The sequence below is a fragment of the Ruegeria sp. CK3 genome (assembly GCF_056536565.1).
On record NZ_JBQFPV010000004.1, the window covers coordinates 181,485 to 208,126 of the forward strand.

At 59.3% G+C, this 26,642-nt stretch carries 22 protein-coding genes; 13 read left to right on the plus strand and 9 right to left on the minus strand.

Annotated features, from left to right (window positions below):
• The first annotated feature begins 105 nt into the window (after window positions 1–105).
• Window positions 106–1,365, plus strand: coding sequence for an aminotransferase class V-fold PLP-dependent enzyme (locus ACR0C3_RS06775; protein ID WP_480757828.1), 1,260 nt, complete (start codon window positions 106–108; stop codon window positions 1,363–1,365).
• Window positions 1,366–1,367: 2 nt separating this feature from the next.
• Here ACR0C3_RS06775 and ACR0C3_RS06780 read toward each other — a convergent pair whose 3' ends face one another.
• The 6 genes from ACR0C3_RS06780 to ACR0C3_RS06805 form a co-directional block, all read right to left on the minus strand.
• Entirely contained in the window at window positions 1,368–2,363 is a 996-nt protein-coding gene (locus tag ACR0C3_RS06780; protein ID WP_480757829.1) for an ABC transporter ATP-binding protein, read from the minus strand.
• Between the two features lies 1 nt (window position 2,364).
• On the minus strand, window positions 2,365–3,393 hold the full coding sequence (locus ACR0C3_RS06785) for a Gfo/Idh/MocA family protein (protein WP_480757830.1): 1,029 nt from the start codon (window positions 3,391–3,393) through the stop codon (window positions 2,365–2,367).
• Window positions 3,390–4,229, minus strand: coding sequence for a carbohydrate ABC transporter permease (locus tag ACR0C3_RS06790; protein ID WP_480757831.1), 840 nt, complete (start codon window positions 4,227–4,229; stop codon window positions 3,390–3,392). The genes ACR0C3_RS06785 and ACR0C3_RS06790 overlap by 4 nt, the downstream gene beginning before the upstream one ends.
• Window positions 4,230–4,239: 10 nt before the next feature.
• The gene (locus tag ACR0C3_RS06795) at window positions 4,240–5,154 is read right to left on the minus strand and encodes a carbohydrate ABC transporter permease (RefSeq protein WP_480757832.1); all 915 of its coding nucleotides are present in this window, start codon (window positions 5,152–5,154) and stop codon (window positions 4,240–4,242) included.
• Window positions 5,155–5,218: 64 nt separating this feature from the next.
• Entirely contained in the window at window positions 5,219–6,469 is a 1,251-nt protein-coding gene (locus ACR0C3_RS06800) for an ABC transporter substrate-binding protein (protein ID WP_480757833.1), read from the minus strand.
• 31 nt (window positions 6,470–6,500) lie between these two features.
• Complete coding sequence (locus tag ACR0C3_RS06805; protein WP_480757834.1) at window positions 6,501–7,382, minus strand: N-acetylmuramic acid 6-phosphate etherase; 882 nt, start codon at window positions 7,380–7,382, stop codon at window positions 6,501–6,503.
• Window positions 7,383–7,538: 156 nt separating this feature from the next.
• Between ACR0C3_RS06805 and ACR0C3_RS06810 the strand changes: the two genes are divergently transcribed.
• The 5 genes from ACR0C3_RS06810 (at window position 7,539) to ACR0C3_RS06830 (ending at window position 12,787) form a co-directional block, all read left to right on the plus strand.
• Window positions 7,539–8,426: a glucosamine kinase nucleotide-binding domain-containing protein gene (locus tag ACR0C3_RS06810; protein ID WP_480757835.1), complete on the plus strand. Its 888-nt coding sequence runs from the start codon at window positions 7,539–7,541 to the stop codon at window positions 8,424–8,426.
• On the plus strand, window positions 8,426–9,190 hold the full coding sequence (locus ACR0C3_RS06815; RefSeq protein WP_480757836.1) for a GntR family transcriptional regulator: 765 nt from the start codon (window positions 8,426–8,428) through the stop codon (window positions 9,188–9,190). Before ACR0C3_RS06810 ends, ACR0C3_RS06815 begins: the two co-directional genes overlap by 1 nt.
• An 8-nt stretch (window positions 9,191–9,198) precedes the next feature.
• Window positions 9,199–10,230 (plus strand): SIS domain-containing protein, encoded by a 1,032-nt coding sequence (locus ACR0C3_RS06820; protein ID WP_480757837.1) that lies wholly within the window; start codon window positions 9,199–9,201, stop codon window positions 10,228–10,230.
• Window positions 10,227–11,384, plus strand: coding sequence for an N-acetylglucosamine-6-phosphate deacetylase (gene nagA, locus ACR0C3_RS06825; RefSeq protein WP_480757838.1), 1,158 nt, complete (start codon window positions 10,227–10,229; stop codon window positions 11,382–11,384). Before ACR0C3_RS06820 ends, nagA begins: the two co-directional genes overlap by 4 nt.
• A gap of 86 nt (window positions 11,385–11,470) precedes the next feature.
• Entirely contained in the window at window positions 11,471–12,787 is a 1,317-nt protein-coding gene (locus ACR0C3_RS06830) for a lytic murein transglycosylase (protein WP_480757839.1), read from the plus strand.
• Between the two features lie 71 nt (window positions 12,788–12,858).
• On the opposite strand, the gene ACR0C3_RS06835 is transcribed toward ACR0C3_RS06830, so the two are convergent.
• Window positions 12,859–14,256 carry an aspartate aminotransferase family protein gene (locus ACR0C3_RS06835; protein ID WP_480757840.1) on the minus strand — a complete coding sequence of 466 codons (1,398 nt, stop codon included), beginning with the start codon at window positions 14,254–14,256 and terminating at the stop codon, window positions 12,859–12,861.
• Between the two features lie 75 nt (window positions 14,257–14,331).
• A complete protein-coding gene (locus tag ACR0C3_RS06840; protein ID WP_170661606.1) occupies window positions 14,332–15,015 on the minus strand; it encodes a GntR family transcriptional regulator in 684 nt (227 codons plus the stop codon).
• A gap of 142 nt (window positions 15,016–15,157) precedes the next feature.
• Here ACR0C3_RS06840 and ACR0C3_RS06845 point away from each other — a divergent pair, with 142 nt between their 5' ends.
• The 7 genes from ACR0C3_RS06845 to ACR0C3_RS06875 all read left to right on the plus strand — a co-directional run bounded on the left by ACR0C3_RS06845 (window position 15,158) and on the right by ACR0C3_RS06875 (window position 23,708).
• Window positions 15,158–16,243 (plus strand): polyamine ABC transporter substrate-binding protein, encoded by a 1,086-nt coding sequence (locus ACR0C3_RS06845; protein ID WP_170375682.1) that lies wholly within the window; start codon window positions 15,158–15,160, stop codon window positions 16,241–16,243.
• 67 nt (window positions 16,244–16,310) lie between these two features.
• Window positions 16,311–17,438: an ABC transporter ATP-binding protein gene (locus ACR0C3_RS06850; RefSeq protein ID WP_170375680.1), complete on the plus strand. Its 1,128-nt coding sequence runs from the start codon at window positions 16,311–16,313 to the stop codon at window positions 17,436–17,438.
• Window positions 17,438–18,328, plus strand: a complete 891-nt coding sequence (locus tag ACR0C3_RS06855) for an ABC transporter permease subunit (RefSeq protein WP_170376046.1) — start codon at window positions 17,438–17,440, stop codon at window positions 18,326–18,328. Before ACR0C3_RS06850 ends, ACR0C3_RS06855 begins: the two co-directional genes overlap by 1 nt.
• A complete protein-coding gene (locus tag ACR0C3_RS06860; RefSeq protein ID WP_170375678.1) occupies window positions 18,325–19,143 on the plus strand; it encodes an ABC transporter permease in 819 nt (272 codons plus the stop codon). The genes ACR0C3_RS06855 and ACR0C3_RS06860 overlap by 4 nt, the downstream gene beginning before the upstream one ends.
• Window positions 19,140–20,441: an NAD(P)/FAD-dependent oxidoreductase gene (locus ACR0C3_RS06865; RefSeq protein WP_480757841.1), complete on the plus strand. Its 1,302-nt coding sequence runs from the start codon at window positions 19,140–19,142 to the stop codon at window positions 20,439–20,441. The genes ACR0C3_RS06860 and ACR0C3_RS06865 overlap by 4 nt, the downstream gene beginning before the upstream one ends.
• Window positions 20,442–20,546: 105 nt before the next feature.
• Window positions 20,547–21,647 (plus strand): S-methyl-5-thioribose-1-phosphate isomerase, encoded by a 1,101-nt coding sequence (mtnA, locus tag ACR0C3_RS06870; protein ID WP_480757842.1) that lies wholly within the window; start codon window positions 20,547–20,549, stop codon window positions 21,645–21,647.
• A 27-nt stretch (window positions 21,648–21,674) separates the two neighbouring features.
• Window positions 21,675–23,708, plus strand: coding sequence for a bifunctional aldolase/short-chain dehydrogenase (locus tag ACR0C3_RS06875; protein WP_480757843.1), 2,034 nt, complete (start codon window positions 21,675–21,677; stop codon window positions 23,706–23,708).
• A gap of 72 nt (window positions 23,709–23,780) precedes the next feature.
• Here the strand turns inward: ACR0C3_RS06875 and ACR0C3_RS06880 are convergent, their stop codons facing one another.
• Window positions 23,781–26,570 carry a bifunctional aconitate hydratase 2/2-methylisocitrate dehydratase gene (locus tag ACR0C3_RS06880; RefSeq protein WP_480757844.1) on the minus strand — a complete coding sequence of 930 codons (2,790 nt, stop codon included), beginning with the start codon at window positions 26,568–26,570 and terminating at the stop codon, window positions 23,781–23,783.
• Between the last annotated feature and the right edge of the window lie 72 nt (window positions 26,571–26,642).

The following is a 26,642-nucleotide window of genomic DNA, read 5'->3' on the forward strand; positions in this document are numbered from 1 at the left end:
CGGCCCTTTTTCTTGTCATGGGGACAAATCCGGTGTTTGAATTCGATATGTTCGGCACGACCGCGCCAGCGGTCCGAACGCTCTGACTTTCCACAGGACTGACCCATGATCCAAGACAACCCCGCGCTTATTGGTGCCATTCGCGACAGGTTCGCCCATGTCGACACGTGCCCTTTTCAGGGCGAACGCATTTTCTTTGAGAATGCAGGCGGCGCCCTGACGTTGAAATCGGTAGCTGAGACCTCGGCTTTCTATGCGGCGATCCCGGACAATCCGGGCCGTATCAACCCTGCGGGGCAGGGTACGCAGAATGTGATCAACAAGGCCAAACAGGATCTGGGCGTGTTCATGAACGCCTCAGGCGGCCAGTTCTTTGCAGGCGAAAGCGGCACCGAGCTGTTGTTCCGCTTGATCCGTACCGCATGTTTGGCCGCACCCAAAGGGGCCAAAGTGATCGGGTCCTCCATTGAGCACCCAGCCACCCGCAGCGCCGCACGCCGCTGGGCCGAGATTGCAGGGCTCGACTATGTGAACGTGCCGCATGACAACGATACCGGTCTGGTCACGCCTCAGGACTACACCGCACTTATGACCCCGGATGTGGCGGTGGCGACGATCCTGCATGCCTCACCTGTTACCGGCATGGGTATGGATGTGGCCGCGATCTCGGCCGCGATCCGGGCGGTTGCGCCGGATTGCATGATCATTGTCGACGGCATCCAGCACGCGGCCCACGGGCAGCTCGATCTGGATGCCTACAACGTCGATGGCTATGCGATCTCACCCTACAAAGTGTTCTCGCGACATGGATACGGAATTGCGTGGATCTCTGACCGGCTGACCCATACGCCGCACGACATGCTGATCGACGCACCCGCGACAGGGTGGGAGTTCGGCACCCGCGACACAGGTTCCTATGCGACGGTGTCGGATGTGGTGTCCTATTTCGACTGGCTGGGTGGGGAAGTATCGGAAGAGACCGACCCGCGCGCGCGGATCGAGGCTGCGGGTCGTGCTATTCACACCTATGAAACCCATCTGACCAACACCGCAATCAACGGCACCGGAAACCTGCCAGGTTTGCGCGATATGGATCACGTCACCATTCTGGCCGGGGCCGACAACCCGGCGCGAGAGGGGCTAGTATCGATTGTGGTCAAAGGCAAGGCATCCGAAGATGTGGTCGAGACGCTGAATCATCACGGCATCCGAACCCATACGCGCAAGGCCGACCATTATTCGGGCAATGTGCTGGGGCCATTGGGGCTATCGGACTGCATCCGCATTTCCTTCTGTCACTACAATACGGAACAGGAAATCGCACGCCTCTTGGCCGCCGTCAAAGAGCTTGGGGAAGACGCGTAGCGCTAAAGTCTCTGCCCGTCCTCGCCAAAGGTGAGGACGTTTGCCTGATCGAACGCGATCCCTGTCTGCGCACCCGGTTCAACCCTGTGTTGGCCGAAGGCGCGGATGGTGAAGGGTTTTCCGGTTCCGATATCGACCATGATATTCGTATCGGCGCCCAGGTTTTCCACATGCACCACGGTGCCGGATAGAGCTCCGCTCTCGGAATGAGTGGCGTATTCAGGGCGGATACCGAAATAGGTGCCCTTTGGGCCGCCGATCATATCCGCCGGGACAAAATTCATGGCGGGGGAGCCGATGAACTCGGCGACGAAGCGGTTGGCGGGGTTGTTATACAGCTCCATCGGGCTGCCGATCTGCTCCACACGCCCGTCCCGCAGGACCACGATCTTGTCGGCGAGTGTCATCGCCTCGGTCTGATCATGGGTCACGTAGATCATGCTGGCGTCAATCTGGCGATGCAGATTGGCAATCTCGACTCGTGTGTTCAGGCGCAGGGCGGCGTCCAAATTGGATAGTGGTTCATCAAACAGGAACAGTTTCGGGTTGCGCACAATCGCGCGCCCGATGGCTACACGTTGCCGCTGGCCGCCTGACAGCTCGGCAGGGCGACGCTCGAGGTACTCCTCAAGCGACAGCATCCGGCTGGCCTCGGAAATGCGGCGCGAGATTTCATCCTTCGGGTGCCCGGCCTGTTTTAGCCCAAGCGCCATATTTCCCCGCACGGTAAGATGCGGATAGAGCGCGTAGGATTGGAACACCATCGCAAGCCCACGTTTCGCCGGGGGCACGGTATTGACCTGCTCACCGTCGATTTCGACCGTGCCTGAGGTTGCATCCTCCAACCCCGCAATCACCCGCAACAAGGTCGATTTTCCGCAGCCCGAGGGACCAACGAAGACCACGAATTCGTTCTCCTCGACGGTCAGGTCGATGTTCTTCAGCACCTTAACCGGCCCGAAGGATTTACACACTTTGCTCAGCTTCAGGGCGGTCACGTCACGCCTCCTTCAAGTCAACCGGCTGTCCGGTTCGAATGCTTTCATCGGCCGCCAGACAGATCCGCAGGGATTGCACCGCGTCGCTCATGTGGCGGGTCAGGTCGATATCCTCGGCGATGGCGCGCAGTATATAGGCTTGCTCTGCATCGCACAGCTCCTGATGGCCCGGTTCGCCGTCCATTTCGATCAGACTGTCCCCATCCGGGCGATGCACCAGAATGCCGCCCACTTTGGTGTGCCCGTCCACATCGTCCGAGGCACCCTTGTTGCCTTCGGTGATCGAAACGGCCCCGTTGGGTGAGACGATGTCTTTTACGAAGAATGCGGTTTCGGACATCATTGGGCCCCATCCGGCCTCGTACCAGCCGACTGAGCCGTCCTCGAACACCACCTGGAACTGACCGTAATTGTACATATCCGGTGCGATCTCGTCCGACAGGCGCAGGCCCATGCCATTTACCCGAACGGGCAGGGCGTCGGTGATCTGGCACATCACATCCACATAGTGGACGCCACAATCTACGATCGGCGAGGTGGTCTGCATCAGCGCCTTGTGCGTCTCCCATGTCGGGCCGGTGGATTGCTGGTTCAGGTTCAGGCGGAACACATAGGGGCCGCCCAGATCGCGCGCCTCAGAGATCAAACGCATCCACGAGGGGTGGTGGCGCAGGATATAGCCGATCACCAGCTTGCGTCCCGTTTCTACCGCTTTGGCGACAACGCGGCGCGCATCCTCGACCGTGGTGGCCAGAGGTTTTTCGACAAACACATGCGCGCCAGCCTCCATCACAGCGCAGGCATAATCAGCGTGGCTGTCGGAATAGGTCGCGATAACCACCAGATCAGGCGCGGTTTCGACCAAAGCGGTGTGGAAGTCCGAGAAGGCGGGGTAGCCCTGCAACTCCGACTGATCGACCTGGCCAGAGCGATTGACCAACCCAACAATCTGCGCGTCGGGATGATGGTGATGCGCCAGCGCGTGGCTGAGGCCCATATTGCCCAGACCTGCGATAAGGACTCGGATCATTTAACCGCCCCCGAAGTGATGCCGCGGATCAATTGCCGCGAGAAGATGACATAGAGAACCATGACCGGCAGGATCGCCATGCTGAGCGCGGACAGAACAGCGTTCCAGTCGGTGACAAACTGCCCGATGAAGACCTGACTGCCCAGCGTCAGTGTCTTGGTTTCCTCGGCTGGGGCCAGGATCAGTGGGAACCACAGATCGTTCCAGATCGGGATCATGTTGAACACCGCCACCGTCGCCATGGCTGGACGCACAAGCGGCAGAACCAGACGGAAGAAGATCGTGTATTCGCTGAGACCGTCAATACGGCCTGCGTTTTTCAGATCGTCGCTGACCTGCCGCATGAACTCGGACAAGATAAAGACGGCCAGTGGCAGGCCCTGCGCGGTGTAGACCAAGATCAGGGCCATCAGCGTGTTCACCAACCCGGTCGCGACCATCATCTCGAGGATGGCGACCGTGCCGATACGGATCGGGATCATGATGCCCAAGGCCAGATAGAGGCCCATCAGGGTATTGCCGCGAAAGCGGTATTCGCTCAGGGCAAAGGCCGCCATTGCGCCGAACAGCAGGATGAAGAACAGCGACACCACCGTGACGATCATCGAGTTCTGGAAGTAGAGGAAGAAATCCCCCTGTTTCATCACGGTCTGATAGCCGATCATCGAGAATGTCTCGGCATCCGGCAGGGCCAGCGGTTCACGAAAGATCGCCTTGCGGGACTTGAAGCTGTTGATCACGATCACGAAGACCGGGAACAGCGAGATCAGGGTGTACAGGATCAGCGCGCCATGCATGGCGGCGATATTGAACGGGTTTCTGCGGGCTTTGTTCATCTTGCTACCCTCAGAACTGATACCGGCGGATGCGGGTCTGGATCAGGAACAGATAGACGCAGACGCCAGTCAGAATGATCGCAAACATCCCCGTCGCGATGGCTGAGCCCATATGCGGATCGCCCAGCTGCAACTGGAACCCGAAGAATGTGCGGTACATGAAGGTGCCCAGAATGTCGGTCGAGAAATCGGGACCTGCCAGCGCACCTTGGGCGGCATAGATCAGGTCAAACGCGTTGAAATTCCCCACGAAGGTCAGGATCGAGATGATGCCGATCGACGGCAGGATCAGCGGCAGTTTGATCTTCCAGAAGGCGGCCATACCGGTGATGCCTTCGACCTCGGCGGCCTCAAGGATTTCTTCTGGGATTGAAAGCAGGGCGGCATAGATCAGCATCATCGGGATACCGACAAACTGCCAGACTGACACGAGCGCCAGGGTGGTCAGGGCATAATCCTCTTTCCCCAACCACGGAGCATAGAGGGATTTCAGGCCAACAGCGGCCAGCATGTCCGGCGCAATGCCCCAGATCGGCGACAGGATCAGTTTCCAGGCAAAGCCAACGATCACGAAAGACAGGATTGTCGGAATGAAGATGGCCGAGCGGTAGAAAGCGGCAAACCTCAGCCGCGGGTGGCTGAGCATGGCGGCCAGAGCGATGCCGATCGGGTTCTGCACCAGCATGTGAATGAAGAAAAACCAGAAGTTGTTACCTAACGCATTCCAGAACGCATCCGACCATAAGGGATCGCCAAAAAGCGTGCGGAAATTGTCCAGACCGACAAAAACGCGGGATTGGTCAACCTCGGTATAAAGCGCCAGCCGCAGCGTGTTGAACAGCGGCAGGATCATTACGGCGGTGTAAACCAGCACGGCGGGCGCAAGGAACACCACTATGTGCCATTTGATCCGGCTGTTGCCCATCTTATGCCTCGACTGTTCTGGGTGGGTCCGGCCCGAAGGCCGGACCCGTTGGTTTCGTGAGTGGTTATTGGTGCGGTGCGTACCAGGAGGCGAGGCCATCCTGCAGGCGCTGCCCAGCGTCCTCGGGGCTTTCTTCGCCCTTGATGACCTGAGCCGAGGCGTTCCAGGTCTCGTTCTCAAGGTTCGGCGTGCCGCGCGACAGGATCTGGTAGGTCGAGCGGATGGTCGAGCCACACTCGCCACGCCAGCTTACGAACTCCTGCGCCAGTGGGTCATCCATCGCGACGTCAAAGCTGGACAGCGAGAAGAAGCCGGGCAGGGCGTTGGCGTAGATGGTTGCGAACTCTTCCGAGCCAACCCAATCCAGGAAGGTGCGCGCGGCCTCAGCGTTGGGCGAGGCTGCGTTCAGGCCGATGGCGATATCGGTGTGATCCGAGATATAGCACTCATCGCCTGCATTCTGGACCGGAGGCTTAAACGCACCCATTTCGAAATCGGCCAGATTGTTGAAACCGCTGATCTCCCAGCTGCCAGCGGGATAGACGGCTGCGCGGCCCAGAGTGAACAGGTTCTGGCTGTCCGGATAGGTCTGGGCTTCGAACCCATCGCCCATATAGTCACCCCATTTCGCCAATTGGCGATAGGGTGCGACCCATGCTTCATCCGTCAGCTTCTGTGAGCCTTCGATCAGAGCCAGACGCCCCTCTTCACCCTTCCAGTAGTTCGGGCCGATATTGTTGTAGCCCATGGTTGCCGCTTCCCACTGGTCATTGGTGCCCATGGCCATCGGGATATAGGTGCCGTCCTCTTTGATCTTGTCGAGCGCCGCGAAGAACTCAGCCTCGGTTGTGGGCACGTCGATGCCCAGCTCGTTGAAGGCGTCCTTGTTGTAGATAAAACCGTGAATGACCGAGGCCATGGGAACGCAGAAGGTCGCCGCACCATCATCGGTCTGCCATGCAGATTTCGCAACGTCCGAGAAATTGGCCATGCCGCCCAGATCGGACAGATCCGTCAGGTGACCGGCCTCATAAAGACCAAGCGAAGTGTCAAACGGACGGCAGGTGATCAGGTCTCCGGCCGACCCGGCATCCAGTTTGGCGTTCAGGGCGGCGTTGTATTCTGCAGGGGCCGAAGGCGTGAATCGAATCTTGATATCCGGGTTCTGTGCCTCAAACGCGGGGATGATCTTTTCCTGCCACAGGGCCAGATCGTCATTGCGCCAGCTTTCGATAGTCAGAACCGTTTCGGCATATGCGGCGCCTGCAAGGGCCGACGACGCCAGCAAAACGGCGCTTAGTGATACTTTCTTCATGGTCTTTTCTCCCTTGGTATTTTGTTTGGTTTTAAAGTTGTTTCAGCGCTGGGCGCAGGTTGCCATCGGATTGCGCCAAAAGCGCCTCGGCCCGCTTCGGGCTTTCGGCGCCTGCGGCCAGCAAGATTGCCTGTTTCACGTTGCCGGACGCGCGGGTCAGTGCATCACTGGCCTGATCTGCCGGGACCCCGGCGATTTTTCCAACGATCCCTTCGGCGCGTTGGCGCAGTTTGTGATTGTCGGCGATGACGTTGATCATCATCCCGTCATGCACATGCCCAAGGCGGATACCCATCAGCGTGGACATCATATTCAAAGCCACCTTCTGCGCCGTCGCGGCCCCAAGGCGCGTGGAGCCTGCGATGGGTTCGGGCGGCGTGTTCAGATGGACAGCGCAGTCTGCGCAGGCGAATAGCGGTGCCTCTACGTTGTTGGCGATCCCGATGACTTTGGCACCCTGCGCGCGCGCATGGCGCGCGAATTCGACGGCGTAGGGTGTGCTGCCACTGGCCGAAACGGCGATCACAGCGTCACCCTGCTGCACATTGGCCGTCGCTGTTTGCGCTGCTGTTTCGTCATCTTCGGTATGACCGGGCATCGCCGCGCCCTGTGGTATCCCGCCCGCCATGCAGATTGCTATGGACTCAGGCGAAAGGCCGAATGTCCCGGACAGTTCAGCTCCGTCCGCCAGTCCCATTAGGCCCGAGGAACCGGCCGCAGCGTAGTAAATCTTGCCGCCCTGACGCACCGTATCCGTAAGAATAGCAGCCCCCTCTGAGAGGGCATCCAAGCAACCGTCAAGCCTACCCAATGCTGCCTTCTGCGCCTCAAGCAGATAGTCAAGGATGTCGACATCTGGCCGCAGGTCAAGCCCTTCGACCTCGTCGCGCAGCATTTCGGTTTGCGGCAGCATTTGATTCCTCCCCAGATGAGAGTAATACCTATATAATACCTTTTGTCTACCTCTCGTTGGGAAAATATGACAAAAACCCCTGATATGGCCAATAATTCTCAATTTACATAAGCCGAGGTCTTTTTTTTCTGCAAAAGGTATCTTAAAGGTATCTATATGGATGAGTCCTTCCAATACCTGATTGCAATCGACGGCGGTGGCACAAAATGCCGGTTCGCGATGGTCACACCTGACGGTCGGGTCGAGGTGACATTGGGTAGTGCCAATGCCTTCTCGGATCGACAGAAGGCGCTGCGCACTCTCGATGAGGGGCTGCAGGCCTTGGCCGATAAGGCGCAATTGCCCCGAGCACATCTGGCCGAGATTCCGACCTACGCGGGGCTGGCTGGGGTGACGGATGCCGTTGCGGCGTCGGAGGTTGCGCGCAGTCTGCCCTCGCGGATCGTCGAGGTCGAAGATGACCGAAGATCGGCGGTTGTGGGCGCGTTGGGCGCGCAGGACGGTTCTGTGATCGGCGTTGGAACGGGATCCTTTCTGGCCCGTCAGGCCGATGGGCGAACGCAGTTTATTGGCGGCTACGGGGCTTTGATCGGCGATCAGGCCTCGGGCAACTGGTTAGGCGTTCAGCTGCTTCGACGCGTTCTATTGGCGATGGACGGCATTCAACCCCACAGCGCGCTGACCCGAAAAATCAGCGCGGAATACGACGACGATCCCGTGCAAGTCGTTGCGTTTGTTGGTCTGGCGAACCCCTCTGATTTCGCAGGCCTCGCTCCCGAGATCATCGCGGCTGCGGCTGGTGGCGATCCCGTAGCGCGAGATCTGTTGCAAAGCGGCGCCGACTATCTGGCGCAGGGGCTGCGCGCCCTCGGTCACACCGACGGATCGCCCATCTGCATGATCGGCGGGGTCGCACCGCACTATGCAGACTATCTGCCGCTTCACATGCAGGCCTGCCTGACCGAAGCTAAGGGCTCACCGCTTGACGGTGCCCTCATTTTGGCGCGTCACCTGGCCGAGCGGGCAAAGGTAGGGGCGGGCTGATGAGCGACACGATCGAGACATTCCTGAAACCTGCCGATTGGCTGCAGGAGGCGACAGGCCCCCTTTATGTAAGGTTGCGCAAGCGGCTTGAGCAAAGCATCGAGGCCGGGGTTCTGGCCGAAAGCGCCCCGCTACCGGGCGAGCGTGAGATGGCCCATCTGACGGGCCTCTCCCGTGTCACCGTCCGGCGCGCGCTGCAGGATTTGGTCGAGCGTGGCATCATCGTGCAGCGTCAGGGCTCGGGCAGTTTCGTGGCGGACGGAACGCCTCGGGTCGAACAATCGCTGTCTCTGCTGACCTCCTTTACCGAAGACATGACCCGTCGGGGGCTGGATTCGACCAGTGAGTGGTTGGAGCGGGGCATCCACACACCCTCACCGGAAGAGGTTATGGCGCTGGCCCTGTCCTCAGGCGAAGAGGTGGCGCGGCTGTCGCGTCTGCGTATGGCCAATGACAGGCCAATGGCGATTGAGCACGCGGCCCTGCCGGTCGATATCCTGCCGCATCCTGAAGGCGTAACATCCTCGCTCTACGAGGTGCTGGAACGCGACGGCAACCGCCCGGTGCGCGCCATGCAGCGGATTTCAGCGATCAACCTTGAGGCCAACGATGCTGCCGTTCTGGGGGTCGAGCCAGGCGTGGCCGGGCTGCGGATCGTGCGGACCTCGTTCCTGTCCAATCGACGGGTGGTGGAATTCACCCGCTCTGTCTATCGCGGTGACGCCTACGATTTTGTGGCCGAATTGCGCCTTGCAAACAGCTAGGAAAGCACATGCAACAGCAGATCACCCGGATGCGCCGGGAAATCGATGAGATACCCGAAGCGGTCGAACGGCTGCTCAGCCGGGGTCAAAAGGACATTGCGTCCACGGCCGAGGTCGCCCGGACCCTTGATCCCGCCTTTCTAACGAGCGTGGCGCGGGGGTCTTCAGATCACGTCTGCACCTATCTCAAATATGCATCAGAAATCCTGTTGGGCCTGCCGGTGGCCTCGGTTGGTCCTTCTGTCGCGTCGATCTACAACGCGCCGCTCCGGCTGCAAAACAGCTTGTGTCTGGCCGTGTCTCAGTCCGGGCAAAGCCCGGATATCCTGGCGATGGTACGCAGCGCGGCTCGTGATGGCGCGCTGACCATCGGGTTGACAAATGATGCGGCCTCTCCGCTGGCGGCATCCTGCGCCCATACGATTGATATTCAGGCGGGCCCGGAACTGAGTGTAGCCGCGACCAAGACATTTGTGTCCTCGGCCGTGGCAGGCCTGTGGGTCTTGGCTGAATGGGCGCGGGATGAGGCGCTTTTGGCGGCCATTCGCGGCTTGCCAGAACGGCTGGCGCAGGCTGCGCGTATCGACTGGCCTGAGGTTCGGGCCGCGATTGGGGCAAACCCGTCGCTGTTCACGCTTGGGCGCGGGCAAGTGCTGGCCATGTCCAACGAGGCCGCGTTGAAGTTCAAAGAGACCTGCCAGTTGCACGCGGAGAGCTATTCTTCGGCCGAAGTGCTGCATGGGCCGGTCTCGATTGTCGAAGAAGGGTTTCCTGTCCTCAGCTTTGCGGCTGCCGATGCTGCAGAATCCGCGCTGTCCGAGGTCGCCGACGCGATCAGCGCCAAAGGGGCCCGCGTTTTTGCGACCACGACCAAGGTCAAATCTGCGTCGCCGGTCGAACATGTCCGCACGCTACACCCGCTGACCGACGCGCTGAGCCTGATCGTTTCGTTCTACTCCATGGTCGAGGTTTTCGCCGCCTCGCGCGGCATTGACCCGGATGCCCCCCGGCACCTCAAGAAGGTGACGGAGACGGTATGACGGAGACGACCCACGCCCTCATCGGAGCGGGTATTCTGACGCCGGACGGCATCGTGAAAGACCACGCGCTGTTGCATCGGGGTGGGCGGGTTGATGGCGTCGTTCCCATGTCGGAACTTGGCTCTGGGCATGTGCCAGTCGCGCTGGAGGGTGGACTTCTCGCGCCGGGTTTCGTCGATCTGCAGGTCAATGGTGGCGGCGGGGTGATGTTCAACAATCAGCCGGATGTTGATGCGCTGAAGATCATGGCCAAGGCCCATGCGCAGATCGGGGCGACCTCGATCCTGCCGACCTTGATCACGGATTCGCCCGAGGTCACCGCAAACGCCATCTCGGCCGCGATTGAGGCCGTGCGGCAAGGCGTTCCGGGCATCTTGGGTTTGCATCTGGAAGGGCCGCATCTGGCCGTCTCCCGCAAAGGCGCGCATGACGCTGCCTTTATCCGCCCGATGGAAGATGCGGACGTCGCGGTCCTGCTTGAGGCCGCGGCTCAATTGCCGGTGCTGAAAGTGACACTGGCACCCGAAAGCGTCTCAAACGCCCAGATTGAAGTGCTGACGGCGGCGGGTGTGTTGGTTTCTTTGGGGCACACCGATGCCAGCTATGAGGTCTGCGTTGCTGCCGCAAAGGCCGGCGCGCGCTGTGTAACGCATCTGTTCAATGCGCAAAGCCAGATGCAAGGACGCGCGCCGGGAACCGTTGGCGCGGCATTGGCCGAGGGGAAATTCTCGGCAGGATTGATCGCGGACATGATACACGTTCATCCCGCCATGATCCGCAATGCGCTGAACGCCAAGCAGGGGCCGGGTGAGATCTTTTTGGTCAGCGATGCCATGGCGACGGCAGGGTCGGATATCCGCGTGTTTGAACTCAACGGCCGCGAAATCCACCGGGAGGACAATCGCCTGACGCTGGCCGACGGAACGCTGGCAGGCGCGCATCTGGAGTTGCTGCAAGCGGCGCGGAATCTTACCGAGCAGGTCGGTGTGCCGTTTGCTAAGGCCCTGCAGATGGCCAGCCTTGTGCCCGCGAACTTGATCGGCAATCGTCAGATCGGACGTCTGACCAGAGGCGCGCTGGCACATGTCCTGCATATCGGCCCTGAGGAGGACCTGCTGGCTGTCTGGCAGGACGGGCAGAAAATCCGCGGCTGACGCTGTCGGCGGAACCACTCTGCGTGCTTTGAAAATCGCCCATTTTGCGCTATCCTGAGCCAGAGCAGTAATCAGGAAAAATCGGAATGCGTAAATGCATAGGCGGCGTCATGACCGCCGCATTGTGGGCATCCATGATGCAGGCAGGTTCAGCAGAAACTTCCAAAAGGTCAGAAAATCGACTTTTGGACAATGCGATACAACTGGCCTCGGCGGACGTGGTGGTCTCCCTCCGGCCGGTGCCGCGACCCTCGGCTGAGGCCGTTCGGGTGTCGGTAGAAGGCAATGCCCGCTTTCAGGCATGGCTCGGCGCGTTTCAGCGGCGGGCGGTGGCGCAGGGGATCACTCAGCAGACATTGGATCACGCACTGGCCGGGCTGAGCTATGACCAAAAGGTCATCAAACGGGATCGCAATCAGGCCGAGTTCTCAAAGCCGATCTGGGAATATCTGGACGCGGCCGTCTCGGGCACGCGCATCTCCAATGGTAGCGCTGCCTTGGACCGGCATCGGAAAGTCCTGCGGCAGATCGAGGCGCAGTATGGTGTCGAAAAAGAGGTTGTGGCCGCCATTTGGGGCCTCGAGACCTCCTTCGGGTCCTATCGTGGCAGCAACCAGACGATCCGTTCGCTGGCGACATTGGCTTTTGATGCCCGCCGTGCTTCGTTTTTCGAGACCCAGTTGATTGCCGCTTTGCGGATCATTCAGGCCGGGGATGTAAGTGCGGGTCGTATGGTGGGCAGCTGGGCTGGCGCAATGGGGCACACGCAATTCATGCCGACCTCGTATCTGGACCACGCGGTTGATTTCGATGGCGACGGGCGGCGCGACATCTGGTCGGAAGATCCGACAGACGCGCTTGCCTCGGCTGCCGCTTATCTTGCCCGGCACGGGTGGACCAAGGGGCAACCCTGGGGCGTCGAGGTGCGGCTACCCCATGGATTCGACTATGCGACGGCCAAGCGGGATTACACTCTGATGCCATCTGACTGGGCGGCGCGTGGTGTGGTCGGGCTGGATGGCAAACCGGTGCGAGACCATGGACGGGCGGCGATCTTGCTGCCGGCGGGCGGGCAGGGCGTTGCGCTGATGATCTTCAACAATTTCAGCGTGATCGAGGCGTACAATGGCGCGGATGCCTATGTTATCGGCATCGGCCACCTATCGGATCGTCTGAGCGGAGATGCTCCGTTTCAGGCCAGTTGGCCGCGCGGCGACCGCGTGCTGAGTTTTACCGAGAAGAAGGAATTGCAAACGCGGTTGACGCAGGCCGGGTTTGATACTCAGGGTATAGATGGGCGCACCGGGCCGAATACGGTGAATGCGGTGCGGGCCTATCAGCTGGCTCAAGGACTGCTGCCAGATGGCTATGCGTCCATTCGTTTGCTTGAGCGGTTGAGGTAGGGGAAGGGGGCTCTGCCCCCGCCGCCTATTGGCGTCTCCCCCGGGATATTTTCAGCCAGATGAAGGGCGGATCAGGAGGCCGCTTTCATCAGGCCCTGTGCGATGATCTCGGCTTGTGCTTCGTCTAGGGACTTGTGGATGCGTACGAACATCTCGTCGATGTCCGCCGTAGTAAGGATCAGAGGCGGAGAGATGATCATCCGGTCGCCCACATGCCGCATGATCAGGTTGTTGGCAAAGCAGCGGTCGCGGCAGATATAGCCCACCGTGCCGGGGGCCGAGGCGAATTTGGCGCGGCTGGCTTTGTCGGGGGTAAGCGCGATCGACGCCATCATGCCGACGATCTTGGCCTCGCCCACCAGCGGGTGATCGGCCAGCGCCTCCCATTTCTGTTTCAGGTAGGGGGCGGCTACGTCGCGGACATGCTCGACGATCTTTTCCTCTTCGAGGATGCGCAGGTTTTCCAGAGCAACAGCAGCCGCGACCGGGTGGCCGGAATAGGTGTAGCCGTGGTTGAATTCCGTGCCGCCGATCACTTCGGCGATCTCGTCATTGACGATGGAGCCTCCGATAGGCGCGTAGCCCGAGCTGAGGCCCTTGGCGATGGTCATGATATGCGGCTTGATACCAACTGTTTGCGATCCGAACCAGTTGCCGGTACGGCCAAAGCCACAGATCACTTCATCGGCGATCAGCAGGATGTCGTATTTGTCGCAAATGCGCTGGATTTCGGGCCAGTAGGTATCGGGCGCAACGATCACGCCGCCTGCGCCTTGTACGGGCTCGGCGATGAAGGCCGCGACGCGATCTTCGCCGAGTTCCTGGATGGCGTCCTCCAACTCGCGTGCACGGGCGAGGCCGAACTCTTCGGGCGATATGTCACCGCCTTCGGCCCACCAGTTGGGTTGATTGATATGGTGGATGTTCGGGATCGGAATACCGCCCTGTGCGTGCATTCCGGCCATTCCGCCCAGCGAGGCAGAGCCCACCGACGAGCCATGATATGCATTGTGCCGGCTGATGATGATGTTCTTGTCGGGCTGGCCTTTTTCGGCCCAATAAGTGCGCACCAGACGGATGTTGGTGTCGTTCGCCTCGGACCCGCCAGCGGCGAAGAACACGTGGTTCAGATCGCCTGGGGCAAGCTCGGCCAGTTTGTTGGCCAGTGCAATTGCAGGCACGTGGGTCGTTTTGAAGAAGGTGTTGTAGTACGGAAGCTCGCGCATTTGGCGGGCGGCGGCGTCGGCCAGCTCATCGCGCCCGTAGCCGATATTAACGCACCACAGGCCGGCCATTGCGTCCAGGATCTGTTCGCCTTCGCTGTCTGTCAGGTAGACGCCATTGGCGCGGGTGATAACGCGCGCGCCCTCTTTCCCCAGCGCTCCGTTGGCAGAGAACGGGTGCATGTGGTGGGCGGCATCCAGCGCCTGCAATTCAGCGGTGGGCATGTGGTTTGTGATCGTGGACATCCGAAAGACTCCTGCAACGGTGGTTGCGAGTCACAATATGATCAAATTATTTCCTGTCAATCGAATCGGTGTTTTCTAGATGTCCGAGGCAGACTCGATCATCAGTTCCATGCCTTGCTCGATATCCTGAGCGGTCGCTTTCGCCACTTTTTCCGCATCCCCGGCGCGCAGCCCTGCGATGATATCCTTATGGCGATCAGGCAGGCTTTGAGTGCCGAAGCGGCCGCAGACCACACGTAAGGATGGCCCGAATCGAAGCCACAGACGCTCGGCCAGATCGCTCAGAACGGGCGCATCGGCATGTGCATATAGCGTTTCGTGGAATCTGTGGTTGAGATGCAGGTAGCCGTGAACGTCACCATCCGCGATCATCTGGTCCAATTGCTGGTCGATAGATTCCAGTTGATCAACGTCGCTGGCGGACATTTTGGCGGTGGATCGCCTTGAAAGCTCTGATTCTATGGCAATTCTGGCGAAGATCACCTGCTCAACATCACCGCTGGACAACAACGGCACACTGACCCTGCGATTGCCCTGAAACACTAATGCGCCGTCCGAGATCAGACGTCGAATCGCCTCGCGCACGGGGGTCATGCCGACGCCGAGCGAATCAGTAAGGCCCTGAATAGTGACGGGCTGACCTGGGACCAGCTCGCCGAACATGATCATGGATTTCAGGGTGTGGTAGACCTGTTCGTGCGCGGGCCGTTTCCCGGCGTCAATATTGGGCTTTGGTGCCTTATTTTTGATCAAATCCAATTGGTTTGCCTTGTCTCGATGGGTGCCGACTTGCCGGGCTGTTGACCTTTTGGAACCATAGTTCAGAAAGTCGAAAAACGCAAAACTTGATCAAATCCAAAAAAACGGGACAATACCCACCATAATCGCAGGGAGAACAAAAATGATGTTCAAGACGCTGACACTGACAGCGGTTCTCGCATTGGGGACTTCGGCGGCCTTCGCCGAAGAGGTGCGAGTCTATAACTGGTCGGACTATATCGACGAGGAGCTTCTAACGAAGTTCGAGGAAGAGACAGGGCTGACCCTGATCTACGACGTGTTCGACAGCAACGAGTTGCTGGAGACCAAGATGCTGGCCGGTGGGTCGGGCTATGATGTCGTGGTGCCCTCGGGTACGTTCCTTCAGCGCCAGATTCAGGCCGGAGCGTTCCGAGAACTGGATACAGCTCAGCTGTCCAATGCTGGCAACCTTTGGGATGTCATCCAAGAGCGTACTGCCGGATACGACCCGAACAATGCTTATTCGATCAACTACATGTGGGGCACCACGGGCATTGGTGTGAATGTCGGGAAGGTGAAAGAAGCGCTTGGGGATGACGTTGCGCTGAACAGCATGGATTTGGTGCTGAAACCCGAAAATATGGAAAAACTGGCCGAGTGCGGAGTGCATTTCCTGGATGCCCCCGCCGAAATGATCCCGATGACGTTGCAATATCTGGGTGAGGACCCGGATAGCCATGACCCGGACGTCATCAAGAAGGTCGAGGAAGTTCTGACCGGCGTGCGCCCCTATATCCAGAAATTCCACAGCTCGGAATACATCAACGCGCTGGCCAATGGCGATATCTGCGTTGCAGTTGGTTGGTCGGGTGACATTCTGCAGGCCCGTGACCGTGCGGCCGAGGCCGACAACGGCGTTGAGATCGAATACCACCCCTTCGCCGAAGGCTCGCTTATGTGGTTCGACCAGATGGCTATTCCGGCGGACGCTCCGAACCCGGAAGGCGCGCATAAGTTCCTGAACTTCATCCTTGATGCCAACAACATGGCGGCGGCGTCGAACTATGTGTACTACGCCAACGGCAACAAGGCCTCGCAAGAGTTCCTTGAGGAAGACGTGATCGGTGATCCGGCGATCTATCCGGATGATGCGACGATGCAAAACCTCTACATCACGACGCCTTACCCGGCAAAAACGCAGCGGGTTGTGACCCGTATGTGGACCAAGATCAAATCGGGCACCTGATCCGATTTCGCGTAAGGCGGCGGGGATCGCCTTGCGCCCACTTCCAGATTGTCGAACGGGGGCCGTTTTGAACTCTGACGTCTTTGCGCCGTGGGATGACCCGCAGGCGAAACCCTTGATCCAATTCCAGAATGTCACCAAACGGTTTGGAGATTTCACGGCCATAGACAATCTGTCTCTGGACATTTTCGAGAAAGAATTCTTTGCCCTGCTCGGTCCGTCGGGTTGCGGCAAGACCACGATGATGCGGATGCTGGCGGGGTTCGAAACGCCGACCGAAGGGCACATCATTTTGGGCGGTCAGGACATTGACCCGATCCCACCCAACAAACGCGCAGTGAACATGATGTTCCAGTCCTACGCGCTGTTTCCGCATCTCAGCATCTGGGAAAACATCGCCTTCGGTCTGCGCCGGGACAACATGCCCAAGCATGACCTTGAGGACCGGGTGGAAGAGATGCTGCGCCTGACCCGGCTCGAGCAGTTTGCACGCCGTAAGCCACATCAGATCTCGGGCGGTCAACGGCAACGGGTCGCGCTGGCGCGGTCGCTGGCGAAGGCGCCTAAGCTGTTGCTTTTGGACGAACCTCTGGGTGCGTTGGACAAGAAACTGCGACAGGACACGCAGTTCGAACTGATGGATATTCAGGAGAAGACCGGCACGACCTTTGTGATCGTTACCCACGATCAGGAGGAAGCCATGACCGTCGCCAGCCGCGTGGCGGTAATGGATCAAGGTCGCTTGATGCAGGTCGCCACGCCCGATCGCATCTATGAAAACCCGAACTCGGTCTATGTCGCTGACTTTATCGGCGACGTAAACATCATCGAAGGCCACGCCACCGCGAATGGTGAGGAAACCTATCGGATCGACTGGGCCGAAGGGCAGGCTCCGCTGACGGCAACCTCGGCGAACGGCTTCTCGGAGGGTCAGGCCTGCCATCTGGCGATCCGGCCCGAGAAGGTGACGATCTCAACCGACCGCCCTGCCGAGGCAATCAATGCCGTGCAGGGCAAGGTGTTGGATATCGCTTATCTGGGCAACCTCTCGACCTACCATGTCGAATTGCCGAACGGCACGATCATCAAGGCGCAGACGGCCAATACCCGCCGCATCTCGCGCCGGTCATTCACATGGGAAGACCCGGTCTGGCTGTCCTGGACAGCGACGGCTGCGGTCCTGTTGGCAAGCTGATGCGTCGCGCGCTGCTGATTGCAGTTCCTTATGTCTGGCTGTTGGCGCTGTTTTTGGTGCCGTTTTTCATTGTCCTGAAAATTTCACTCTCGGACACGGAACTGGCGATCCCGCCTTACACGCCGACCCTGGACCTGTCGCAGGGCTGGGCAGGGATCAAGGATTTCTTCAGCCAGCTGGATTTTGAGAATTTCGTCTGGCTGACCGAGGATGACCTATATTGGAAGGCCTACCTGTCCAGCCTGAAGATCGCGGTCATCTCAACCTTTCTGACGCTGCTGGTGGGATACCCGATTGCCTATGGCATGGCGCGCGCGCCGGCTGAATGGCGACCGACACTGATGATGCTGGTGATACTGCCGTTCTGGACCTCATTCCTGATCCGCGTCTACGCGTGGATGGGGATCCTTTCGAACGAAGGGTATCTAAACCAGCTTCTGCTGTGGACGGGTATCATCTCGACCCCGCTGACGATTCTGAACACCAATACGGCTGTCTATATCGGGATCGTCTACACCTATCTGCCGTTCATGATCCTGCCGATCTATTCGTCGTTGGAGCGCATGGATGAGTCACTGATCGAAGCCGCCGAGGATCTGGGGTGTTCGCGCCTCCAGGCCTTCTGGCTGGTAACGATCCCCTTGTCGCGCCCCGGCATCATTGCGGGCTGTTTCCTTGTGATGATCCCGGTGATCGGTGAGTTTGTGATCCCCTCGCTTCTCGGCGGCTCGGGCACCCTGATGATCGGTAAGGTCCTGTGGGAGGAGTTCTTCTCAAACCGTGACTGGCCGGTGGCAAGTGCTGTAGCAGTGGTACTGCTGCTGATCCTCGTAGTGCCGATTGTGCTGTTCCAGCGCAACCAGCAGAAACAGGCGGAGGCCGAGAAATGAACAGATTAAGCTGGTTCAACACGGTTTCCCTGACGCTAGGGTTCGCGTTCCTGTACATCCCGATGATCATCCTGATCATCTTCAGCTTCAACGAAAGCAAGCTGGTCACGGTCTGGGCTGGGTTCTCGACCAAATGGTACGGAGAGTTGGCTCAGAACGAAGCGTTTCTGGACGCGGCATGGGTGACGATCCGGGTGGCGGTGTTCTCATCGACGCTGGCAACCATTCTGGGTACCGCCGCGGCCTATGTCCTGGTACGCGGAGGGCGCTTCTTTGGCCGCACCCTGTTCTCAGGAATGATCTATGCGCCGCTGGTCATGCCAGAGGTGATCACCGGCCTGTCCCTGTTGCTGCTCTTCATCGGCATCGGATTGGACCGGGGGATTCTGACCATCGTTCTGGCCCATACGACCTTTTCGATGTGCTTTGTGTCGGTCGTTGTCTCCTCGCGTCTTGTGACCTTTGACCAGTCGCTGGAAGAGGCCGCCTTGGACCTTGGCTGCTCACCCGCGCAAGCGTTTCGTCTAGTGACCCTGCCGATCATCGCGCCGGCGGTGATCTCAGGCTGGCTGCTGGCGTTTACTCTGTCTCTGGATGATCTGGTGATCGCGTCCTTTACTTCGGGCCCGTCTGCCACGACCTTGCCGATCAAAATCTTTTCGGCCGTGCGGCTTGGTGTCAGCCCTGAGATTAACGCGCTGTCGACCCTCATGATCGCGGTTGTGACTATCGGCGTCATCACCGCCTCATTGGTCACTAAGCGTGCCATGATGCGGCAAAAGCAGGATGAGATGGCCGCCGTGCGCGCCGAATGAAACGGATATTTCCAGACTACACCTATGGTGATGGACCAAGGCAGGGGTGCTGGTGGGACGAAACGATCGCCGCCCCCGCCTGGCCTGAACAGCAGGGTGATTTGCAGGTTGATGTTGCCATCATCGGCGGCGGCTTCACAGGAGCTTCGGCCGCACTGCATCTGGCGGATGCTACCGTGTCCGTCGCAGTGTGTGAAGCCGAAACACCCGGTTGGGGAGCTTCGGGACGCAATGGTGGGTTCTGCTGTCTGGGGGGATCAAAACTCAGCTACAAGGCCATGTGTCGTCGCTATGGTGAGGCTTCGGCGCAAGCCTATTCCGAGGCTGAAAGCGACGCGGTGCAACTCGTCGAAAGCCTCCTGGACCGCTACGGGATCGACGTGGATCGGCACTCAAAAGGTGAGACGCAACTGGCTCATTCACGCCGAGCGATGGAGGCGCTCCGGCGCAATGCCGATGAGAACGGCATACTGCATGAAGCTGCTGATCTACCCGGTCTGGGCCTGAACGGGCCGTTTCACGGTGGGTACACAACTCCTGTTGGGTTCGGCCTGAATCCTCGGAAATACCTTTTTGGTTTAACCCAAGCCGCGCAGGCGCAAGGCGCAGTGTTTTTTCAGAACAGCCCCGTTCTGAGCATTGAGAAGACCGCGTCAGGCTTTGCTGTTCAAACACCAAAAGGCCAAATCCGAGCCGACAAGGTCTTGGTCTGCACCAATGGGTACTCCAGCGAAGATATCCCGTCCTGGATGTCGGCTCGTTACATGCCTGCCCAATCCACGGTGCTGGTCACTCGTCCTCTGACGCCGGGCGAGAAGGAGGCGCAGGGTTGGACCTCGGATCAGATGTCCTACGATACGCGCAATCTCTTGCACTATTTTCGTCTGATGCCGGATGGTCGGTTCCTGTTTGGCATGCGGGGCGGGCTGCTGTCCTCACCCAAATCCGAGGCAGCGATCCGCACGCAGGTGCAACGCGACTTCAAGCGAATGTTCCCGGCGTGGTCCGAGGTAGACGTCACTCATATCTGGTCGGGCATGGTATGCATGTCGCGCGATCTGGTGCCTTTTGTCGGGCTTGTTCCTGAACAGATCGGGATGTTCGCGGGCTTTGCCTATCACGGCAACGGAGTCGCCATGGGCACCTATAGTGGCCGGGCCTTGGCGCGGTTGGCGCTCGGCCAGACCAGTGGTTTGCCAAAACTCATGTCCAAGACCGCGCGGCGCTTTCCTTTGGGCCGGTGGCGGCGCGTGCTGATGCCGCCCGCCTATGCCGCCATGGGGTTGGCCGATCTGTGATCCACTGCAAATGGCTTTGCAGAAACACCCCATCGGCACTTGAGGCCTGCGTGAAAATACTGGAACGTGTGGCAGACCCCATGAAACCCGACCGGAGGGCAGAAGATGAAAATAGGCGGTGTTCACTACCACTCGATCTGGCGCGACGCTGAAAGCGGCGATGTCAGGATCATCGACCAGCGCTGGCTGCCGCACGATTTCCGGATCGCCACGTTGTCCTCGCTGGCCGAGTTTGAGGCCGCAATCCGCGAGATGTGGGTGCGTGGCGCGCCTCTGATCGGGGCGACCGCTGCCTATGGTATGGCGGATGCGATGTCCCGCGACCCGTCGGATCAGAACTTTGAACATTCAGCTTCGGTTCTGAACGCGACCCGGCCAACGGCGGTGAACCTGAACTGGGCGTTGCAGCGCTGCCGGGAGGCCTTGCTGCCCCTGCCGCCCGATCAACGCGCCGCCGCGGCCTGGGCGCTGGCGGATGATATCTGCGAAGAGGATATCGAGATCAATCGCCGGATCGGAGAACATGGGCTTGCTTTGATCCGCGACATCGCCGCCCGCAAACCCTCGGGTGAGCCGGTGCGATTGTTGACCCATTGCAATGCCGGGTGGCTGGCCACCGTGGATTGGGGCACTGCGACCAGCCCAATGTATCAGGCGCATAACGCTGGTTTGCCGATCCATGTCTGGGTCGATGAAACACGACCCCGGAACCAGGGGGCCTTGACTGCGTGGGAGCTGGGCGAACATGGCATCAGCCATCAATACATCGTCGACAATGCCGGCGGTCATTTGATGCAGCATGGTCTGGTCGATCTGGTGATCACCGGGACGGATCGAACAACCTCGATCGGCGATGTCTGCAACAAGATCGGCACCTATCTGAAAGCCCTGGCCGCACATGACAACAACGTGCCGTTCTATGTGGCCTTGCCCTCACCCACTATCGATTGGACGCTTCGGGACGGGGTCGCCGAAATCCCGATCGAGGACCGACCGGACCGCGAAATCTCGCATGTGTTCGGTATGACAGAGGACGGCATCGGTGAGGTTTGCGTGATCCCCGAAGGCTCGGATGTGGGCAACCCGGCCTTTGACGTCACGCCGAACCGTCTCGTCACCGGCTTGATCACCGAGCGGGGCGTCTGCGAAGCCAGCGCCGAAGGTCTGGCGGCCATGTTCCCTGAAAAGGTTGGCCAAGCCGCCTGAGCGCAGAAAGACAAGGATACAAAAGACATGATCGAAAACATGTACAAGGCGCAGGCCGCCGCAGACTGGCGTGCGGCTGCCGGCGCCGATCCGGCTGATCAGGAATTGGCAGAGCGGGTCTACACTTCGCGCCTCATCGGTCAGAACCCGGATCTGCTGATGCATGGCGGTGGCAATACCTCGGTCAAGCTAGAGCGCCCCGATTTGTTCGGCGAGCTGCGGCCGGTTCTGCACGTCAAAGGCTCGGGCTGGGATCTGGACACGATCGAAGCGCCCGGACTGCCCGGTGTCTGGCAAGAGCCACTGTTGAAGTTACGCGCACTCGATAAGCTGTCGGATGAAGACATGGTGAACTATCAGCGCTCAAGCCTGCTGAATTCTGCCTCGCCCAACCCGTCGGTCGAAACATTGCTGCATGCCTTCCTGCCGCATAAATATGTCGATCACACCCACGCCACTCCGTTTCTGATCCTCGCCGACTTGCCCAATGCCGAGGAGGTCTGTCGCGAGATTTTCGGCGACCGGCTGGGGATCGTGCCTTACATCATGCCCGGATTCAGCCTCGCGAAGGCGGCGGCGGATGTGTATGACGCCAATCCTGATGTTGAGGGGCTGTTGCTGCTTAAACATGGTCATTTCGCCTTTGGCACCACCGCGCAGGAAAGCTATGACAAGATCGTTCAGCATACCAATGAGGTCGCGGCCTATCTCGGCCTGACCGAACTGACGCCAATTGGTGAACGTCTGCCTGCCAACGGGCTGGATATTTTGCCCGTCTTGCGCGGTGTGATCGCCGAGGTCACGGCGGATCGGGACGGCGCAATGCCCGTCTTTGATCTAAGAAATGGCCCCGCGACACATGCGTTTATGGCGCGGGCCGATGTGGATGCGCTGGCGACTCGCGGCATGGCCTCACCGGATCACGTTTTGCGTACCAAGGGCTGGCCGCTGGTGCTGAAACAGGCGGACCTAACCGACCGAGAGAGCATCAAGGCCAAGGTCGAAGCCTTCGCTGTGGATTACCGCGCCTATTTCGACCGTCAGGCCCCTCAGGCCGCGGAACCCAAGACCATGCTGACCCCTGACCCGAAACATGCGTGGATCGAAGGGATCGGTGTTCTGGGGATTGGGGTGAACGCCAAGGCAGCCTCAGCCTCGGCTGATCTTGCTGAACAGAACATCCGCGTGCGCGCCGTCGCGGAAGATGCGGGCGGCTTCTATCCGATTGGCGAAAAGGACATGTTCGATTGCGAATATTGGTCGTTGGAGCAAGCAAAGCTGGGTAAAGGCACCCCACCGCCGTTTCAGGGCCGGGTCGTCATGGTGACCGGCGGGGCAGGCGCGATTGGTCTGGCAACCGCCAAAGCCTTTGCCGCCAAGGGGGCGAATGTCGTTCTGGTGGATCGGGATCAAGAGGCTCTGGATGTCGCTCTGTCCCAGTTGGGTCGCTGGCATGCGGTCTGCGCGCTCGACATCACACAGCCTGACGCTGCCGATACAGCGATGGCGGCTGCGGTCGCGGCCTTTGGAGGGCTAGATATTCTGGTGTCCAATGCGGGCACGGCCACTGGGGGCGCTCTGGTCGAGCTAGAGGATGATGCCTTCCGCGCGGCTTTTGAGTTGAACTTTTTCGCGCATAAGGCCTTTGCTACCACCGCTGCCAAGCTGATGCAGGATCAGGGGCGGGGTGGGCAGATCCTGTTCAACATCTCGAAACAGGCGGTCAATCCTGGTCGCAACCTTGGGGCCTATGGAACCCCCAAAGCCGCGACGATGTTCCTGATGCGGCAACTGGCGCTGGAACTGGCGGGGTCTGGTATTCGGGTCAATGGGGTCAATGCTGACAAGATCAGATCAGGCCTGCTGACGTATGCGTTCATCAAGGAACGCGCCGCCGCGCGGGGCGTTAGCGAAGAGGTCTATATGGGCGGCAATCTTCTGGGCCGTGAGGTCGAGGCGCATCATGTCGCCGAAGGCTTTGTCAATCTGGCTTTGATGGAGCGTACCACGGGACACGTCATCACGGTCGATGGTGGTAATACCGAAGCCGAACTGCGCTAGCTTCGCCCGCTGAAAACACCTGCGCGCGACCGTTGAACGGCCGCGCGTAGGAAAAACGTGTCCAATGCGGCGTTAGAAATGCGCCGATTGAGAGGCCGGGTTTTTCGCAACCGGCGGGGCGAATTTGGTCAGGTCGATCCCTTCAACCGAGGCTTTGTATTCCTCGATCGTGGGCGTCCGGCCCAGAATGGCCGACAGGACAACAACCGGGGTCGAGGCCAGCAGCGATTCACCCTTCTTGTCTGGCGCATCTGCCACGACGCGGCCCTGGAACAGGCGGGTCGATGTGGCCAGAACCGTGTCGCCCTTGGCGGCCTTTTCCTGGTTGCCCATGCACAGGTTGCAGCCGGGACGTTCGAGATACAGAATGTTCTCGTACTCAGTCCGCGCCTTTTCTTTCGGGAACAGGTCATCGAATTCGAAGCCTGAGTACTTCTCAAGTACTTCCCAGTCGCCTTCTTCCTTCAACTCGTCGATGATGTTGTAGGTCGGGGCTGCGACGACCAGTGGGGCCTGGAACTCGACCTTGCCGGTTTCCTTTTCGAGGTTCTTCAACATCTGGGCCACGATCTTGATGTCGCCCTTGTGCACCATGCACGAGCCGACAAAGCCCAGGTCCACATGCTTTTCAGCATTGTAGTACGAGATCGGGCGGATCGTGTCGTGGGTATAGCGTTTCGAGACGTCGGCGTTGTTGACATCCGGGTCGGCGATCATCGGTTCAACGATCTGGTCCAGATTGACGACAACCTCGGCGAAATATTTTGCGTTGTCATCGGGGCGCAGCGCTGGCTTTTCGCCCGACTTGATCTCGGCAATGCGCGCATCGGCGATGTTGATCAGCTTTTGCAGCATGCCGTTCTCATGCTCCATGCCTTTGTCGATCATGATCTGGATGCGCGACTTGGCCAGTTCCAGCGAACCGATCAAGGTCTCGTCATTCGAAATACAGACCGAAGCCTTGGCCTTCATCTCAGCCGTCCAGTCAGTGAATGTAAAGGCCTGGTCGGCCAGCAGCGTGCCTATGTGAACTTCAATCACGCGGCCTTGGAACACGTTGTCGCCGTGCTGTTCCAGCATCTGTGCCTGGGTGGCATGTACGACATCGCGGAAATCCATATGCTCGGCCATCTTGCCCTTGAAGGTCACCTTGACAGATTCAGGGATCGGCATCGAGGCCTCACCCGTGGCCAGCGCCAGCGCCACGGTACCCGAGTCGGCCCCGAAGGCCACGCCTTTGGACATGCGGGTGTGGCTGTCGCCGCCGATGATGACCGACCAGTCATCCACGGTGATGTCGTTCAGTACTTTGTGGATCACATCCGTCATCGAATGGTAAACGCCCTTCGGGTCACGACCGGTGACAAGGCCAAAGTCATTCATGAACTTCATCAGGCGGGGGGTGTTGGCCTGCGCCTTAGCATCCCACACCGAGGCCGTGTGACAGCCAGACTGATACGCCCCGTCAACGATAGGCGAGACAACCGTTGCCGCCATCGCCTCAAGCTCTTGCATGGTCATCAGGCCGGTTGTGTCCTGTGAGCCGACGATGTTGACCTTGACGCGCACGTCCGATCCGGCATGCAGGGTCTTGCCGGGTGTGGTCCCAACGGCGTTCTTATTGAAGATCTTTTCAACCGCTGTCAGGCCCTGACCCTCGTGGCTGATTTCCTTCGACGGAGCAAAGACCAGCGGTGCTTCGACGCCCAGTGCCTCGGCAGCGAATGTCTGCAGTTTCTTACCAAAGACGATGGCGTAGGAACCGCCTGCCTTCATGAACTCGACTTTTTGCGGCGTGAAGGACGAGTTCACGTCGACCAGCTCTTCCCCATCTTCGCTCAGCAGTTTGTGGTCTTTGGTGTTGATCTTCAGAACCGTACCAGTGGCAACCGAGTACTTCTCTTCCAGGATCGGGTTGCCGTCATTGTTGAGGATTGCGTTACCATCCTCATCGACCTTTTTGACCCAGTTCTTCAGGTCCAGCCCTATGCCGCCGGTCACGCCGACGGTGGTCAGGAAGATCGGCGAAATGCCGTTGGTGCCTGCAACGATGGGGGCGTAGTTGACGAAGGGCACATAGGGGCTGGCTTGTTTGCCGGTCCACAGCGCCACGTTGTTCACACCCGACATACGGGACGAGCCCACGCCCATGGTGCCTTTTTCAGCGATCAGCATGACGCGCTTGCCGGGGTGCTTCAGCTTGAGCGCTTCGATCTCTTGTTGCGCGGTCTCGGAAATCAGGCATTTACCGTGCAATTCGCGATCCGCGCGCGAGTGTGCCTGATTGCCGGGCGACAGCAGGTCGGTCGAGATGTCACCTTCGGCGGCGACATAGGTGACGACTTCGATCTCTTCGTCGATGTCGGGCAGTTTGGTAAAGAACTCGGCCTTGGCGTAGCTTTCAAGGACGTCTTTCGCGACGGCATTGCCTGCATCGAACGCAGCTTTCAGCCGGTCGGTATCCGCGTCATACAGGAAGACCTGAGTCTTCAGCACCTCAGCCGCTTTGCCCGCAATCGCTACATCGTCACCCAAAGCCAGATCCAGCAGAACCTTGACCGAGGGGCCGCCTTTCATGTGCGACAGCAGCTCGAATGCGAAATCCTGCGAGATTTCCTCGACATCGGCCTGACCCAGAATGATCTCTTTCAGAAACGCGGCCTTCTCACCTGCGGCGCTGGTTGTGCCGGGCAGGGTGTTGTAGATGAAGAAATGCAGCGAGTCCGCGCGATGTTCATTCTGAGGGTCGCGGATTTGGTCGATGATCTCTTTTGTCAGGGCGCCGTCGTCGACGGGTTTGGGGTTCAACCCCTGCGCTTTGCGTGTTTCGATCTCGGCAAGGTAATCAGTATACAGGCTCATGGCTATCCCGACGTATTGGCGTTAGAAGGTGCTTGAGTTCCCGGTCTCAGACATGGATCTGACGCCCGGATA